The organism is Halomonas sp. B23F22_3, from assembly GCF_043496965.1.
Lineage (GTDB): Bacteria > Pseudomonadota > Gammaproteobacteria > Pseudomonadales > Halomonadaceae > Halomonas.
The window spans coordinates 396992-411391 of the sequence record NZ_JBIEKG010000005.1 but is presented as its reverse complement, the minus strand read 5'-3'; the positions used below and the strand labels follow the sequence as shown (position 1 = coordinate 411391).

Annotated in this window: 17 protein-coding genes; 15 read left to right on the top strand and 2 right to left on the bottom strand. The window is 71.3% G+C overall.

The window, feature by feature from the left end:
* Positions 1-64: 64 nt before the first annotated feature.
* The 7 genes from ACGTNG_RS13960 (at position 65) to ACGTNG_RS13930 (ending at position 6196) form a co-directional block, all read left to right on the top strand.
* Entirely contained in the window at positions 65-934 is an 870-nt protein-coding gene (locus ACGTNG_RS13960) for an EamA family transporter (protein ID WP_394797125.1), read from the top strand.
* 63 nt (positions 935-997) lie between these two features.
* Positions 998-1879 carry an NAD(+) kinase gene (locus tag ACGTNG_RS13955; RefSeq protein WP_394797124.1) on the top strand — a complete coding sequence of 294 codons (882 nt, stop codon included), beginning with the start codon at positions 998-1000 and terminating at the stop codon, positions 1877-1879.
* Positions 1880-1886: 7 nt separating this feature from the next.
* Complete coding sequence (locus ACGTNG_RS13950) at positions 1887-2927, top strand: metallophosphoesterase (RefSeq protein WP_394797123.1); 1041 nt, start codon at positions 1887-1889, stop codon at positions 2925-2927.
* A 223-nt stretch (positions 2928-3150) separates the two neighbouring features.
* Complete coding sequence (locus tag ACGTNG_RS13945) at positions 3151-4002, top strand: rhomboid family intramembrane serine protease (protein WP_394797122.1); 852 nt, start codon at positions 3151-3153, stop codon at positions 4000-4002.
* Positions 4003-4027: 25 nt separating this feature from the next.
* On the top strand, positions 4028-4312 hold the full coding sequence (locus ACGTNG_RS13940; RefSeq protein WP_394797121.1) for a YeaC family protein: 285 nt from the start codon (positions 4028-4030) through the stop codon (positions 4310-4312).
* A gap of 43 nt (positions 4313-4355) precedes the next feature.
* A complete protein-coding gene (locus tag ACGTNG_RS13935; protein ID WP_394797206.1) occupies positions 4356-5147 on the top strand; it encodes a DUF2797 domain-containing protein in 792 nt (263 codons plus the stop codon).
* 53 nt (positions 5148-5200) lie between these two features.
* The gene (locus tag ACGTNG_RS13930; protein ID WP_394797120.1) at positions 5201-6196 is read left to right on the top strand and encodes a zinc-dependent alcohol dehydrogenase family protein; all 996 of its coding nucleotides are present in this window, start codon (positions 5201-5203) and stop codon (positions 6194-6196) included.
* Positions 6197-6290: 94 nt separating this feature from the next.
* Here the strand turns inward: ACGTNG_RS13930 and ACGTNG_RS13925 are convergent, their stop codons facing one another.
* A complete protein-coding gene (locus ACGTNG_RS13925; protein WP_394797119.1) occupies positions 6291-6686 on the bottom strand; it encodes a hypothetical protein in 396 nt (131 codons plus the stop codon).
* A gap of 9 nt (positions 6687-6695) precedes the next feature.
* Positions 6696-8027, bottom strand: coding sequence for a sulfite oxidase (locus ACGTNG_RS13920; protein ID WP_394797118.1), 1332 nt, complete (start codon positions 8025-8027; stop codon positions 6696-6698).
* Between the two features lie 170 nt (positions 8028-8197).
* Between ACGTNG_RS13920 and cobT the strand changes: the two genes are divergently transcribed.
* Genes cobT through ACGTNG_RS13880 form a run of 8 tightly spaced genes read left to right on the top strand, consistent with a single transcriptional unit; the run spans position 8198 to position 14356 of the window.
* Positions 8198-9247 carry a nicotinate-nucleotide--dimethylbenzimidazole phosphoribosyltransferase gene (gene cobT / locus ACGTNG_RS13915; protein ID WP_394797117.1) on the top strand — a complete coding sequence of 350 codons (1050 nt, stop codon included), beginning with the start codon at positions 8198-8200 and terminating at the stop codon, positions 9245-9247.
* Between the two features lie 3 nt (positions 9248-9250).
* Positions 9251-9973 (top strand): adenosylcobinamide amidohydrolase, encoded by a 723-nt coding sequence (locus tag ACGTNG_RS13910; RefSeq protein WP_394797116.1) that lies wholly within the window; start codon positions 9251-9253, stop codon positions 9971-9973.
* A complete protein-coding gene (gene cbiB, locus ACGTNG_RS13905; protein WP_394797115.1) occupies positions 9973-10959 on the top strand; it encodes an adenosylcobinamide-phosphate synthase CbiB in 987 nt (328 codons plus the stop codon). Before ACGTNG_RS13910 ends, cbiB begins: the two co-directional genes overlap by 1 nt.
* Positions 10956-12047 (top strand): threonine-phosphate decarboxylase CobD, encoded by a 1092-nt coding sequence (cobD, locus tag ACGTNG_RS13900; RefSeq protein WP_394797114.1) that lies wholly within the window; start codon positions 10956-10958, stop codon positions 12045-12047. The genes cbiB and cobD overlap by 4 nt, the downstream gene beginning before the upstream one ends.
* Positions 12044-12613 (top strand): bifunctional adenosylcobinamide kinase/adenosylcobinamide-phosphate guanylyltransferase, encoded by a 570-nt coding sequence (locus tag ACGTNG_RS13895; RefSeq protein WP_394797113.1) that lies wholly within the window; start codon positions 12044-12046, stop codon positions 12611-12613. Before cobD ends, ACGTNG_RS13895 begins: the two co-directional genes overlap by 4 nt.
* Entirely contained in the window at positions 12610-13368 is a 759-nt protein-coding gene (gene cobS, locus ACGTNG_RS13890; protein WP_394797112.1) for an adenosylcobinamide-GDP ribazoletransferase, read from the top strand. The genes ACGTNG_RS13895 and cobS overlap by 4 nt, the downstream gene beginning before the upstream one ends.
* Positions 13320-13970, top strand: a complete 651-nt coding sequence (locus ACGTNG_RS13885) for a histidine phosphatase family protein (protein WP_394797111.1) — start codon at positions 13320-13322, stop codon at positions 13968-13970. Before cobS ends, ACGTNG_RS13885 begins: the two co-directional genes overlap by 49 nt.
* On the top strand, positions 13922-14356 hold the full coding sequence (locus ACGTNG_RS13880) for a bifunctional adenosylcobinamide kinase/adenosylcobinamide-phosphate guanylyltransferase (RefSeq protein ID WP_394797110.1): 435 nt from the start codon (positions 13922-13924) through the stop codon (positions 14354-14356). Before ACGTNG_RS13885 ends, ACGTNG_RS13880 begins: the two co-directional genes overlap by 49 nt.
* The last annotated feature ends 44 nt before the right edge of the window (positions 14357-14400 follow it).

Genomic DNA, 14400 nt, shown 5'->3' with positions numbered 1-14400 from the left:
GCCTTGGTTCTGCGGCCGGGCTGGGTATAATCGCCGTCAACCATTCATCCTCCGGGAGTTTACCTTGGGCCTTCTCGTCGGCGTCACCGTCCTCTGGGCATTCTCGTTCTCGCTGATCGGCGTCTACCTGGCCGGTCAGGTGGACAGCTACTTCTCCGTGCTGATGCGCATCGGCCTGGCGACGCTGGTCTTCCTGCCGTTCCTGCGCCCCGCGCGGCTGCGTGGCGGGCAACGCCTGGCCCTCATGGGGCTGGGGGCGGTGCAGCTCGGCGTGATGTACATCTTCTTCTATCAGTCCTTCCTGCTGCTCTCCGTGCCGGAGGTGCTGCTCTTCACCATCTTCACGCCTCTCTATATCGCGCTGCTCGACGACGCCCTGTTCGGCCGCTTCACCCCCTTCTATCTGCTGACCGCGTCGCTGGCGGTGCTGGGGGCGGCGGTGATCCGCTACCAGGGGCTCGACAGCGGCTTCTGGTCCGGCTTCTTGGTCGTCCAGGGGGCCAACCTCTGCTTCGCCCTGGGTCAGGTGGGCTATCGCCGGCTGTCGGCGGGCCTGCCGGACTCGCTGCCCCGCCACAGCGTCTTCGCCTGGTTCTACCTCGGCGCCCTGGCGGTGGCCGTGCCGGCCTTCGCGCTGCTGGGCAACGCCGCGGGCCTGCCCACCACCGCGATGCAGTGGGGCGTGCTGCTGTGGCTGGGCCTGGCGGCCTCGGGGCTCGGCTATTTCCTGTGGAACCTCGGAGCCACCCGCGTCGATGCCGGGGCGCTCGCGGTCATGAACAACCTGCTGATCCCGGCGGGGCTGCTGGTCAACCTGCTGATCTGGAATCGCGATGCCGACCTCATACGCCTGGGCGTGGGCGGGGCGATCATCGTCGGCTCGCTGTGGCTCAACGAGTGGTGGCTGAAGCGCCGGCGCCTGAGCGCCGCCTGAGGGCGTTTGCTCGCCTCACGGCCAATCGCCATAATGGCCGGCCGCGAAGCGAGAGGCCCGTGCATGACAACCTTTAAGAACATCGGTCTGATCGGTCGTCTGGGCAGCGCCAAGGTGGTCGATACCCTCAAGCGGCTGATCCGCTTTCTCGAAGACGGCGGCTATCACGTCATCATCGAGGACCGGACCGCCACGGTGCTGCTCGACCATGGCCATCCCGAGGCCAGCCGTCGGCTGCTGGGGGAGCTCTGCGACCTGGTGATCGTGGTCGGCGGCGACGGCAGCTTGCTGGGCGCCGCGCGTACTCTCTGCCACAGCGGCACCCTGGTGCTGGGCGTCAATCGCGGTCGACTGGGCTTTCTCACCGATATCTCCCCGGACGAGCTGGAGGCGCGGGTCGGCGAGGTCCTCGCGGGCCGCTTTGAACTCGAGGAGCGCTTCCTGCTGGATGCCGAGCTCTACCGCGACGGGGTGCAGGTCGGCAACGGCGATGCCCTGAACGAGGTAGTGCTGCACCCGGGCAAGGCGGTGCGCATGATCGAGTTCGAGCTGTTCATCGACGGCCAGTTCGTCTACAGCCAGCGCAGCGATGGCCTGATCATCGCCACGCCCACCGGCTCCACGGCCTACGCGCTCTCCGGTGGCGGGCCGATCATGCACCCCAAGCTCGACGTCATCACGCTGGTGCCGATGTTCCCGCATACCCTGTCGAGTCGCCCCATCGTCATCGATGCCGCCAGCGAGATCCGCATCCATATCGGCGAGACCAACCAGACCTATCCACACATCAGCTGCGACGGCCAGACGCGGGCGGTGGCCAAGCCCGACGACGTGCTGGTGATCCGCCGCAAGCCGCGTCGGGTCCAGCTGGTCCATCCGCTGGGCCACAACTTCTTCGAGGTCCTGCGCAGCAAGCTGGGCTGGAGCAATCGCCTGGGCGACTGAGGTGAGCATGCAAGGCACTCTCGAACCGACTCCCTCGAGCCACCGGACTCACCCGGGCGCCCTCGAAGGCTACGACCTGATCGGTGACGTTCACGGCTGCGGGGCGACCCTCGGCGCGCTGCTCGAGCGCCTGGGCTACCATCAGCGCGGCGGGGTCTATCGTCATCCTCGCCGCAAGGTGATCTTCCTTGGCGACCTGATCGACCGCGGCCCGCGGATCCGCCTGGCCGTCACCATCGCCCGGCGCATGGTCGAGGCGGGAGAGGCGCATATCGTCATGGGCAACCATGAGCTCAACGCCCTGGCCTACTGCCACCGCGCGCCGCCTGGCATGGGGCGGGACTGGCTCCGCGAGCACACGCCGCGTCACAACCGCATCATCAAGGAGACCCTGGAGCAGTATCGCGACCATCCCCAGGAGTGGGAGGAGGCGCTGGCCTGGTTCATGGACATTCCGCTGTTCCTCGAGCTCGACGGCCTGCGGGTGGTGCACGCCTGCTGGGACCCGGCGCTGATCGACGACCTGCGCCGCGACCATCCGGACGGGCGCATCGACGAGGAGTTCCTGGCCGCCTCGGTGGTGCCCGGGACCCGGGAGTTCCGGATCCTCGATCGCCTGACCCGCGGCACCCACGTGCCGCTGCCCGAGGGCGTGGCGATCCACTCGGGGGACGGCTTCACCCGGCGCAGCTTCCGCGCCCACTTCTGGGCGCACCATCCGCGCACCTGGGGCGACGTGGTGTTCCAGCCCGACAACCTGCCGGGCGACCTGGAGCGGCGTGCCCTCACCGAGGAGGAGTGCGCGCGGCTCAGCTACTATGGTCCCGAGCAGCCGCCGCTGTTCATCGGCCACTACTGGTGCGAGGGGATCCCGGCCCTGCCGGCGGGCAATATCGCCTGCCTGGACTACAGCGCCGTCAAGTTCGGTCGCCTGGTGGCCTACCGCTGGAGCGGCGAGGCGCGGCTCGATGCCAACCACTTCGTGTGGATCCGCGTGCCCCGGGAGGAGGAGGCCCGGCCGCAGCCCTGGGAGATCGATTTCGATTGATACAATTTGTTACGCGAAAAGCGCGTCATCGGGATGAACTCTTGTTGACCGACGCCATCAGAGTAAGTGTTCCCTTGAATGATCCCTTGCTCTTGTCCGGCGGCCCCCTCCGCCGGACTTTTTCTTTGCATGGCCGGCCGGCGCCGTCACGGCCGACATGGACACGGCTCAAGCGACCCATGCGTGAGAGAGCCGCGCTTGCAACAGCCCCACTGGAGAGACCATGCACCGGGTAATCCTGCTGCCCCACGATGTCGATACCCGCGCGCTGCGACAGGCGCTGTGGGCCCACCGTATCGGGCATCGGATCACCGAGGAGGGCGAGGGGCAGGTGCTGTGGCTGGTCGACCCCGCGCAGCACGAGGCGATGCTCTCCCTGCTTGAGCGCTGGCGGCGGGGCGAGCCGCTGATGCCCGACGCGCCGAGGGCCGGGGCTATTCCGGCGAGTCAGTGGCTGGCGCCGTTCCGGCGGGTGCCGGTGACCTCGCTTACCCTGGCGCTCTGCCTCGCGGTCTTCGCCCTGATGAGCCTGCTCGATGATCGCGTGGTCGCGGCGTTGACCATCGTGCCGGTGATCGTGGTCAAGGGCGGGCTGGCCTTCGGCGGGCTCGGCGAGGCCCTCGCGTCGGGGCAGGTCTGGCGGCTGCTGTCGCCGGCCTTCCTGCACTTCGGCTGGATGCACCTGATCTTCAACATGCTCTGGCTCTGGTACTTCGGCCGCCAGGTGGAGGCGCTGCAGGGCAGCCGGCGCATGCTGATGCTGCTGCTGGTCGCCGGCATCGGCGCCAACCTGGCCCAGTACGCCGCCGGCACCGTGCTGTTCGGCGGCATGTCCGGCGTCGACTTCGCGCTGCTGGGCTACGTCTGGCTGATGTCGCGCCGCGCGCCGCGCAGCGGCTTCTTCGTGCCCCAGATGCTGGTGGTCTTCATGCTCGGCTGGCTGGTCTTCGCCATGACCGACATGGCGGCCATGGTGGGGTTCGGCAACGTGGCCAACGAGGCGCACCTCGGCGGGCTGGTCGTGGGGCTGGCGCTGGGCTGGTATCATTCCGGCCGTGCCCGCCGCCCATCCTGAGGTCCCATCCCTGAGAGAACCCGTCATGAGCGAAATGTCCTTCGATCGCATGATCCAGCAGATGACCCCGTCCATCTACGAGAGCCTCAAGCAGGCCGTCTCGCTGCGCAAGTGGCCCGATGGCCGGATGCTGACCGCCGAGCAGACCGAGCTCTGCCTGGAGGCGGTGATGCGCTACGAGGTGGAGAACCGGGTGCCCGAGGAGCAGCGGGTCGGCTACCTGCAGCGCCGCACCTGCGGCAGCGCCAGCAGCGGCGCCGACGTGCCCCCCGAACTGGCCGGCCTGGCCCGGGACGTCGGCAGTGACTGAGTCGATCGACGCAACTCAGGTGCACCAAGGCTGCCTGACCAAGATGGCCATCGAGCCCGGCTCGCCGGCGCGCTACGTGCTGCGCGCCGGCGAGGCCCGCCTCGACCTCAACGCCTGCCTCGGCAAGCCGCTGAGCCTGGAGTGGACCGGCGCCATCGCCTGTACACACTGCGGCCGAGCCACCAGGAAGAGCTTCGCCCAGGGGCACTGCTACCCCTGCTTCAAGAAGCTCGCCCAGTGCGACACCTGCATCATGAAGCCGGAGCTCTGCCACTTTTTCGAGGGCACCTGCCGCGAGCCGGACTGGGCCGAGCGCCACTGCTTCCAGCCCCACGTGGTCTACCTGGCCAACGCCTCGGGGCTCAAGGTCGGCATCACCCGGGCCAGCCAGATGCCGACGCGCTGGCTCGACCAGGGCGCGGTGCAGGCCCTGCCGATCCTCGAGGTCGATACCCGTCAGCAGTCGGGCTTCGTCGAGGTGCTGTTCAAGGAGCAGGTCTCGGATCGCACCAACTGGCGGGCCATGCTCAAGGGCACCACCGAGCCGCTCGATCTCGCCGCCGAGCGCGATCGCCTGCTGGAGCGCCTGGGCAGCGGCCTCGATAACCTGCGCGAACGCTTCGGCGCCGACGCCATTCGCGTCCTCGACGAGGCGCCGTTGAGCTTCGACTATCCGGTGCTCGAGTTCCCCACCAAGGTGGTCTCCCACAACCTCGACAAGCACCCGCGCGTCGACGGCACCCTGCTGGGGATCAAGGGGCAATACCTGATACTGGACAGCGGCGTGATCAACCTGCGCAAGTTCACCGGCTATGAGGTGCGGGTCTCCGCCTGAGCCCTGGGCTATCCTGCGGGCAGCGAATCACTGCGCCACAGGAGGAGAGCCCGATGAGCGAGATGCGCGCCATGCGGCTGCACGCCGCCGGCCAGCCGCTTCGACTGGAGCGCCTGCCGCTGCCCGAGCCGGGCCCCGGCGAGGTGCGGGTCAGGGTGCTGGCCTGCGGAGTCTGTCGCACCGACCTCCACGTGCTCGACGGCGAACTCAGCGAGCCTCGTCTGCCGCTGATCCCCGGGCACGAGATCGTCGGCGAGGTGGCGGCGCGCGGGGAGGGCGTGACCGACCTGGCCATCGGGCAGCGGGTCGGCGTGCCCTGGCTGGGCTGGACCTGCGGCGAGTGCGATCCCTGCCGCGCCGGTCGCGAGAACCTCTGCGAACGGGCCGAATTCACCGGCTACACCCGCGACGGCGGCTATGCGGAGTACTGCGTGGCCGACGCCCGCTACTGCTTTCCCCTGCCGGCCGAGGATGCCCAGGCCGCCGCGCCGCTGCTCTGCGCCGGGCTGATCGGCTATCGCACCTGGCGGCTGGCCGGGGGCGAGACGAACCGACGCCTCGGCCTCTACGGCTTCGGCGCCGCGGCGCATATCCTCGCCCAGCTCGCCGTGGCCCGGGGGCAGGCGGTCTATGCCTTCACCCGGCCCGGCGATACCCAGGCCCAGGCGTTTGCGCGCAGGCTCGGCGCCGTCTGGGCCGGCGGCAGCGACGAGGCGCCGCCCAAGCCCCTGGACGCCGCGCTGCTCTTCGCCCCGGTGGGCGCGCTGATCCCCACGGCGCTGGCCGCGGTGCGCCCCGGCGGGGCGGTGGTCTCCGGGGGCATCCACATGTCCGACATTCCCGCCTTTCCCTACCGCCTGCTCTGGGAGGAGCGCAGCCTGAGCTCGGTGGCCAATCTCACCCGTCGCGACGGCGAGGAGTTCCTGGCCCTCGCGCCCGGGGTGCCGATTCGCACCGAGACGCGCGCCTATCCGCTGGAGGAGGCCAATCAAGCGCTCGAGGACCTGCGCGAGGGACGGCTCTCCGGGGCGGCGGTGCTGATGCCCTGAGGCCAGGATGGGCCGAACCGGTCCCTGGACGCCTTCGCCCGAAAAGAGAACGGGCCCCTCGTGAGGGGCCCGTCGCGGTGGAGCAGGCGTCGGTTCAGCCCGACTCGGCCATCGTCGAGTAGGGATTGTCCGGCATCAGCGCGCGCGGGATGGGCGGCCGTCGCGCACCCTCCTTGGGCCCGTAGTGCTCCGCCAGGTAGTCGAGGATGGTCGACTCCGTTTCGGCATCGAACTCCCAGAGCCCCTGGGTCTCCTGCATCCAGCGGATCAGGTACTGCCAGTGGTTGCGCGAGCCGCTGTTCTGGGTGACCAGCTTGGCCGAGTGGCAGGCGGTACAGTTGCTGCGCACCGTCTCCCATCCCTCCGCCTTGATCAGGCCGGTCTCCGGGTCCTTGGGCGGGGCCTCCCCCTCCTGGGCGCCTGCCGCCAGCGGCAGGCAGATCAAGGCGACGCCCAGGGCGGTCATGGCCAGCACTTGCAAGCGTTTCATGACGACCTCCTAGGCCACCTGGACCGCGATGCGATGGCAGGCGTTGTTCAGATAGCCCTTGGGGTTCCAGCCCGGCACCACCATGGGCTGTGAGCGACCGTTCTCGTCGGTGGCCTTGGCCCAGACCTCGAAGTAGCCGGGCTCGGGGAACTCCACCTGGGTCGTCCAGCGCTGCCAGGCCAGCCGGTTGGGCGGATCCTTCAGCTCGGCCTTCTGCCAGGTCGCCCCGAAGTCGATCGAGACATGCACCTCCTTGACGGACAAATCGCCGGCCCAGGCGTGGCCGCGTACCGTCATGGCCTCGCCGAGGGCGTGATCGATCCCGGAGCGGGGATGGGTCACCAGCGACTTGACCGGCATCGACTGGATGGTGACGAAATCCTCCTTGGGCACGTTGCTGCCCGGCGCGACCGGGTGCCTGGGCACGCTGTAGGAGGGCGCGCCCATCTTGGTGCCGTCGTGCTTCTGGTTGCGAATCACGATGCGCTGCAGCCACTTGCCGGAGACCGACCCCGGCCAGCCGCCGCAGACCACACGCAGGGGATAGCCGTTGAGGTAGGGAATGTCCTCGCCGTTCATCGCCCAGGCGATCAGCGATTCGTCCTCCAGCGCCTTCTCCATGGGCACGCCGCGGGAGATCGGATCCTTGTTGGGATCGCCGCTGGCATGGGCATCGGCGCCGTAGTAGCCGGTATAGACGGCGTCGTCCTTGATGCCGCAGGCCTCGAGCACGTCGCGCAGGCGTACCCCGGTGAAGGTCGGGCAGGCCACCGCCCCGGTGGTCCACTGGTTGCCGCTCGCCGAGGGCACGTATTCGCTGCGGCCGTTGCCGCCGCACTCCACCTGCAATTGGTAGGTGTGGTGCTCGAAGCGCTCTTTCAGCTCGGCGATCGAGAAGCTCTGGGGGTTCTCGCAGGACTCCCCGCCGATCTCGAGCTGCCAGGTATCGGCGTCGATGTTCTCCAGGGCCGGCGGGATGCCGTTGTTGCGCACGAACATGACGCGGCCGGGGGTGATGTCGTCGTCGAGCAGGTGCGGCGGCGTCTCGGCGTTGATGGGGCGATCGTTGAGGACGGTCAGGCCCTCCTTGCCCTTGAGGGTGAAGGGCTCGTCGCTCTGGGCGAGGGCGGCGGGAATCAGGCCGCCGGGCATGCGATCGGCGAAGGGGATCGAGCCCCCCACCGCGGCGGCCATGGCGAGCAGGCTCGAGCGTTTCAGGAAACCGCGGCGGGTGACGGGGTCGACCTCGCGGTCCCAGAGCTTCTTGTCCGCGGCCTCTGGGTCCTCGGCGTAGAGCTCATGAATGCCGCGCGTCCTGTGATCGGGGGGCTGTCGGGTCATGACGAGTCTCCTGGCATACCCGGCGAGCGGCTGACGGGCGCTCGGCCGGGCCTTGTTGTGATTGTGCTGCCATCCTCAAGCGTAGCACTCCCGTCATGAGGTAGACGGCGGTGCGAAGACCGCGGCTCTGGTAGCATGTGCGGCCTCATCAAGATGCCGGAGAGCGACCCGTGAATGATCCCGCGCCGTCGATCGCCGTGCCCGACGCGGCCTGTGCCGAACGGGTCGGCCGCTACCTCGATACCCTCACCAAGCCGCCCGGGAGCCTCGGGCGTCTCGAGGCGCTGGCGGTGACCCTGGCCGGCCTGACCGGCGAGGACTTCCCGGTCGTGACGCCGCCCGCGGTGGTGGTGTTCGCCGCCGATCACGGCGTGGCCGAGGAGGGGGTCTCGGCCTTTCCCCAGGCCGTCACGGCGCAGATGGTGGCCAACTTCGTCGCCGGCGGCGCGGCGATCAACGTCTTCTCGCGGCGCATCGGTGCGCGCCTCGAGGTGGTCGACGTGGGCGTGGCCAGCGAGCTGCCGGCGGGCGGCATCGTGCGCGATCGGGTCCGTCCCGGCACCGCCAACCTGGCCCGGGAGGACGCCATGAGCCGCGACGAGGCACTGGCCGCCATCGCGGTGGGCCGCCGCGCCGCCCGCCGCGCCGCCGAGGCCGGCTGCCGCTGCCTGATCGCCGGCGAGATGGGCATCGCCAATACCACGGCCAGCAGCGCCATGCTCTCGGCCCTGACCGGTGCCCCGGTGAGCGAGCTGGTCGGGGCCGGCACCGGCGTGGCGGGCGAGGCCCTGCTCCACAAGCGAGCGGTGATCGAGGCGGCCCTCGCTGATCGTGCCCCCGATCCCGACGATCCTCTGGCGATCCTCGCCGCGCTCGGCGGGCTGGAGCTCGCCGCCATGGTCGGGGCCTACCTGGAGGCCGCGGAGCGGCGTCTGCCGCTGCTGGTGGATGGCTTCATCGCCACGGTGGCCGCGCTGACCGCCTGCCGGCTCGAGCCCGCCCTGCGCCCCTACCTGATCTTCGGCCACCGCTCCCACGAGCCCGGCCACCGCCTGGCCCTGGAGGCGCTCGACGCCGAGCCGCTGCTCGACCTCGCGCTGCGCCTGGGCGAGGGCAGCGGGGCCGTGCTGGCCTTCCCGCTGCTCGAGGCGGCCACGGCGATGCTCGCCGAGATGGCGACCTTCGCCGATGCCGGCATCGACGACCGCGAGGCGCCCTGAGCCGTGGCGATCCCGCTCTCTCCCGCCGCGCGTTCCCCCGTGGGCCCCCGGGGCCGCGAGCTGGCCTTCGGCGCCGGCCTGACGCTGAGGGTGGACGAGCACGCCGTGCACCTCGCCCATGCCACCCCGCTGCGCACCCTGAGTAGCGCCCTGGTGGGCGCGGGGCTCGGCCGGGCGCGACACTTCTGCAACTTCCACGTCGACAAGGGCTATGCCGGCCGTGAGCCCCGGGCCGACCTGCTCGACTGGCTCGCCCGGCGCGGCCTCGAGGGTGAGCAGAGCGTGGCGATGATGACCGCGGTCTCGCCGGCCCACCTGGCGCTGGAGGCGGCCGACGCCGGCGAGCGTGCGGTGCTGGCCGCGGTCACCGCCGGGGTCGGCAATGCCGTGGACATCACCGCGCCGGTTCGGGGCGATCCGCGCCCGGTGGTCGGCACGATCAATATCCTGGTCTTCATCGACGGCCATCTCGACGACGGCGCGATGGTCAACGCCGCCCAGTCGATCACCGAGGCCAAGGTGCAGGCCCTTCGCGCCCGGGGCGTGCGCGACCCGCACACCGGTACTCCGGCCAGCGGCACCTCCACCGACTGCCTGGCGGTCGCCGCCACCCAGCGCGGTGCCACCACCCCCTATGCGGGCTCCGGCACGCGGCTCGGGCGCGCCATCGCCGACGCCGTATATCGGGGCGTCCTGGCCTCCCTGGCGATGACGGAGGGCGCGTGATGAACCCGCTCGTCGAGCCCTTCTCTCTGGCGCTGCTGGGCCTGGTCATCGCGGCCCTGCTGCTCGACCTTTTGCTTGGCGACCCGCCCTGGCTGCCGCACCCGGTGGTGGGCATGGGGCGGGTGATCGCCCGGCTCGAGCGGGCCTGGAACTACGGGCCCGCCGCCGTGCGCCGGCGTCGCGGCCGCTGGCTGGTGCTGGTCGTGGTGGGCGGCAGCTGGGCGCTCGCCTGGGGTGTGCTGGCGATGCTCGCCTGGCTCAGCCCCTGGCTGGCGCTCGCCGCCGAGCTCGGCCTGCTCGCCACCACCCTGGCCGCCCGGGGGCTCGCCGAGGCCGCCCGGGCGGTGGCCGCACCGCTGGCTCGCGGCGATCGCGTCGAGGCGCGGCGGGCGCTTGCGATGATCGTCGGGCGCGACACCGAGGCGCTCGACGAGGGCGAGCTTGCCCGGGGCGCGGTGGAGACCGTGGCCGAGAACACCGTGGACGGCATCACCGCGCCGCTCTTCTGGGCGCTGGTCGGCGGCGCGCCCCTGGCCCTGGCCTACAAGGCGGCCAACACCCTGGACTCCATGGTCGGCTACCGAAGCCCCCGCCACCTCGACTTCGGGCGCGCTGCGGCGAGGTTCGACGATGCCGTCAACTGGCTGCCGGCGCGGCTCACCGCGCTGGCGCTGTGGCTGGCCGCCTGGGCGATCCCCGGCAGCCGCCGGGCCGGGGTGCTCGCCGCCACGCGCCGCGAGGCGCCCCGCCACCCCAGCCCCAACGCCGGCTGGCCGGAGGCCATGGTGGCGAACCTGCTGGGGGTGCGCCTCGGCGGCCTCAACCACTACGCCGGGCGCCCCTCGCACCGCGCCACCCTGGGCACGGCCCTCGAGCCCCTGGCCGTGGGCCACATCGGCCGCGCCATCCGGCACATGCACGGCGGCTGGCTGGCCTTCCTGCTGCTGATGAGCCTGCCAACCCTGGCGTGGGAGCTCCTGTCATGAGCCTGGGGACCGCTTCGTCCTGGCCCGGTCACGGCGGGCGCGCCGCGCCGCTGCTCGCGCGCTACGGCCTGCCGGCGGAGCACCCGCTGATCGACTTCAGTGCCAACCTCAATCCCCTGGGGCCGCCGCCCTGGCTCGGTGACTGGCTGGCCGGCGCCGCCGACTGCCTGAGCCGCTACCCGGACCCCGACGACGACCGCGCCCGCCGCGCCATCGCCGAGCACGAGGGCGTCGACCCCGAGCGGGTGCTGGTGACGGCCGGCGGGGCCGAGGCGATCCATCTCGCCGCGGGCCTGCATGCCGGCGGCCGTGCGTTGATCGTGCAGCCCACCTTCAGCGAATATGCCCGCGCCTGCGCCCACTATGGCCTCGGTGTCACGTCTCTGGCGCTTGGCGGCGAGGCCTTCACCCTCGACGTCGACGCCGCCGAGCGGGCCATGGGGGAGGCCGAAGTGCTGTTCCTCTGCCGTCCCAACAATCCCACCGGCACCCTGACCCCCCGCTTGGCCATCGAGCGCCTGCTGGCCCGGGGGCGCGAGACCGGCACCACCCTGGTGGTGGACGAGGCCTTCGTCGACTTCACCGCGCAGGACGAGCGGCTGACGCCCCTGCTTCGTGAGGCGCCGAACCTGCTGCTGCTGCGCTCACTGACCAAGCTCTATGACCTGCCGGGGCTGCGGCTTGGGTATCTGCTGGGCACGCCCGAGACGGTGGCGCGGCTCGCCGCGCGCCAGCTGCCCTGGAGCGTCAACGCCCTGGCGCTCGCGCTGGTGGAACCCCTGCTCGCCGATGCCGACTACCTCTCGCGCACCCGGTCCTGGCTGGCCGAGCAGCGTGACCTGCCCGAGCGGGTGCGCGCGCTGGGTTATGCGGTGGCGCCCAGCGCGGCCAACTTCCTGCTGCTGCGCGGCGGCCGCGACGCCGTGGAGGCCGAGGCGCTGTTCGCCTTCCTGCTGCGCCGCGGCCTGCTGGCGCGCCATACCCACAACTTCCCCGGCCTCGACGGCCGCTGGCTGCGCCTGGCCCTGCGTGAGGGGCCCGACAACGCCCGCCTGCTCGCGGCACTCGCGGCCGGGAGGCGCCCATGATCGCCTTCGTCGCCGGCGGGGCGCGTTCGGGCAAGAGCGCGGTGGCCGAGGCCCTGGCCCTCGAGTGCCTGCAGGGGCGGGAGGGAGCCAGGCTCGTCTATCTCGCCACGGCGCGGGTCGGCGACGAGGAGATGGCGTCTCGGGTCGCCCGGCATCGCCGCGAGCGCGGCGAGGGCTGGCTGACCCGGGAGGCACCACTGGAGATCGTCGGCGCCCTGGATGGCCTTGAGGCGGGCAGCAGCGTGCTGCTCGACTGCCTGACCCTGTGGGCCGGCCAGTGGCTGTTCGAGGCCGGGCGCGACGAGGCCGCGGGCCGGGCGATGCTCGGGCGGCTGATCGCGATGGTTCGACGCCGAAAGATCGCCCTGGTGGTGGTCTCCAACGACCTCAACGAGGACCTGCCGCCCCGGGATGAGATGGTGTGGCGCTACCTGGCCTTCCTGCAGCGGCTGCATCGCGACCTGGCCGCCGAGGCGGACCGGGTGGTCGAGGTGGTGGCCGGCCAGGTCATCGATTGGAAAGACATCGAGGGGAAGGGCGAGAGTGTGAGAGGAGCGACCCCATGAAGAGCGCGGCCTTCGGCGTGCTGCTGGCGATCCAGTTCCTGACCCGGCTGCCGGTGCCGCTGGCGTGCCCCTGGACGCCGGCCACCCGGCGCTGGGCGGCCCGGGCCTATCCGCTGGTCGGCGCGCTGCTCGGGGCCCTGGTAGCCGCGGCGGGCACGCTGCTCGAGCCGCTGCTGCCCTCTCCGCTGCTGGCCCTGGCGCTGCTCAGCCTGTGGGTGGCGCTGACCGGCGGCCTGCACCTCGACGGCCTGATGGACCTGGCCGACGCCCTGGGCAGCAACGCCCCGCGGGAGAAGCGCTTCGCGATCATGAAGGACCCCCAGGTGGGCAGCTTCGCCGTGCTGGCACTCGTCTTCCTGCTGGCCTGGAAGCTCGCCCTGCTGTGGGCGCTGCTCGATGCCGGCGCGCCTTCTTGGGGGCTGGTGGCGCTGCTCGCCCTGGGGCGGCTCGGCGGCGTCGGCCTGCTGATCCTGGTGCCGGCGGCCCGCCCCGAGGGGATGGCCCACGCCTGGCAGCAGAGCCTGACCCGCGGCGACCTGGCGCTGGCCGCCGTGGCGCCGCTGGCGCTCTCGCTCTGGTGGCCCGGCGGCGCCTGGATGGCGGCCGGGCTCGGCGTCTTTATCATCGGCTACGGCCTGGCGACGCGCCGGGCCTTCGGCGGCATCAACGGCGATATCGTCGGGGCCGCCATCGAAGGAGGAGAACTATGGCTGCTGCTGATCGCCTGGAGCTGGTGGTCGTTCGTCACGGCCTGACGAGCTGGAACCGCGAGCGACGCTACCAGGGCCAGCGCGACATTCCGCTGCTGCTGCCCGAGGCGCTGCCCGATCTGGAACGCCTGCGCGAGGCGCTGGCCGAGACCGGCTTCGATGCCGTGCACGCGAGCGACCTGACCCGCTGTCGCCAGACTCTCGACCATATCCGGGAGGGCAGCGCCTGGGCGAATCATCCCGAGGCGCCGCGCTTCGACCGCCGCCTGCGCGAGCTGGACTTCGGCGACTACGAAGGGCGTACCTGGGAGGCGCTCAAGGACGACCCGGGCTATCGAGCCTGGGTCGACAGCCGCGGCATGCGGGCCACGCCCGGCGGCGAATCCGCCGACGACCTCTGGGCGCGGCTCGCCGCCTGGCTCGACGAGGTGCTGGCCGAGGCCCGTATCCACGGCCATCGGCGGGTGCTGGCGGTCAGCCACAGCGGCGCCATCCGTGAGCTCTCCCGGCGCCTGGAGGGCGCCGACTTCTGGGCCGGCGTGGTGGGTCAGGCCCAGGGCCGGCGATTCGTCTTCACCCACGGCGAGGAGGGGTGGCAATGCGGCTGTTCATCGGCGGTGCCTGCGCCGGCAAGCGCGACCTCGTAGCGCACCGCTACCCCGCGGCGACCTGGTGGCGGGCGGGTGAGGGCGCCTTCCCCGATGGCTGGCGGGGAAGGCTCGCCCCGGGGCAGTGCCTGGTGATCAGCGGCTGGCTCGACGGGCTCGCCGCGGCCCTGGTCGATGAGCCCGACGACGATCGGCTCCGCGCCCGGCTCGCCGCCGAGCTCGAGGCGATGGTCGAGGCCGAGCGCCGAGGGCAGGGCGAGATCGTGCTGATCCTGCCGGAGGTGGGACGCGGCATCGTGCCTGTCGACCCGGCGGATCGGCGCCTGCGCGACCTCGCCGGCTGGCTGGGCCAGGACGCGGCGGCGCGTGCCGACGAGATCTGGTACGTGCGCCATGGGTTGGCTCGTTGCCTGACCATTGTCTGAAATTTGCCTGATCTTGGCATGAGCCGCGTCAACGGCGTCGGTGA

Coding starts and splice junctions, on each gene's coding strand:
- ACGTNG_RS13955 (WP_394797124.1), top strand. CDS start 998: ATGACAACCTTTAAGAACATCGGTCTGATCGGTCGTCTGGGCAGCGCC.
- ACGTNG_RS13950 (WP_394797123.1), top strand. CDS start 1,887: ATGCAAGGCACTCTCGAACCGACTCCCTCGAGCCACCGGACTCACCCG.
- ACGTNG_RS13945 (WP_394797122.1), top strand. CDS start 3,151: ATGCACCGGGTAATCCTGCTGCCCCACGATGTCGATACCCGCGCGCTG.
- ACGTNG_RS13940 (WP_394797121.1), top strand. CDS start 4,028: ATGAGCGAAATGTCCTTCGATCGCATGATCCAGCAGATGACCCCGTCC.
- ACGTNG_RS13935 (WP_394797206.1), top strand. CDS start 4,356: ATGGCCATCGAGCCCGGCTCGCCGGCGCGCTACGTGCTGCGCGCCGGC.
- ACGTNG_RS13930 (WP_394797120.1), top strand. CDS start 5,201: ATGAGCGAGATGCGCGCCATGCGGCTGCACGCCGCCGGCCAGCCGCTT.
- ACGTNG_RS13925 (WP_394797119.1), bottom strand. CDS start 6,686: ATGAAACGCTTGCAAGTGCTGGCCATGACCGCCCTGGGCGTCGCCTTG.
- ACGTNG_RS13920 (WP_394797118.1), bottom strand. CDS start 8,027: ATGACCCGACAGCCCCCCGATCACAGGACGCGCGGCATTCATGAGCTC.
- cbiB (WP_394797115.1), top strand. CDS start 9,973: ATGAACCCGCTCGTCGAGCCCTTCTCTCTGGCGCTGCTGGGCCTGGTC.
- cobD (WP_394797114.1), top strand. CDS start 10,956: ATGAGCCTGGGGACCGCTTCGTCCTGGCCCGGTCACGGCGGGCGCGCC.
- ACGTNG_RS13895 (WP_394797113.1), top strand. CDS start 12,044: ATGATCGCCTTCGTCGCCGGCGGGGCGCGTTCGGGCAAGAGCGCGGTG.
- cobS (WP_394797112.1), top strand. CDS start 12,610: ATGAAGAGCGCGGCCTTCGGCGTGCTGCTGGCGATCCAGTTCCTGACC.
- ACGTNG_RS13885 (WP_394797111.1), top strand. CDS start 13,320: ATGGCTGCTGCTGATCGCCTGGAGCTGGTGGTCGTTCGTCACGGCCTG.
- ACGTNG_RS13880 (WP_394797110.1), top strand. CDS start 13,922: ATGCGGCTGTTCATCGGCGGTGCCTGCGCCGGCAAGCGCGACCTCGTA.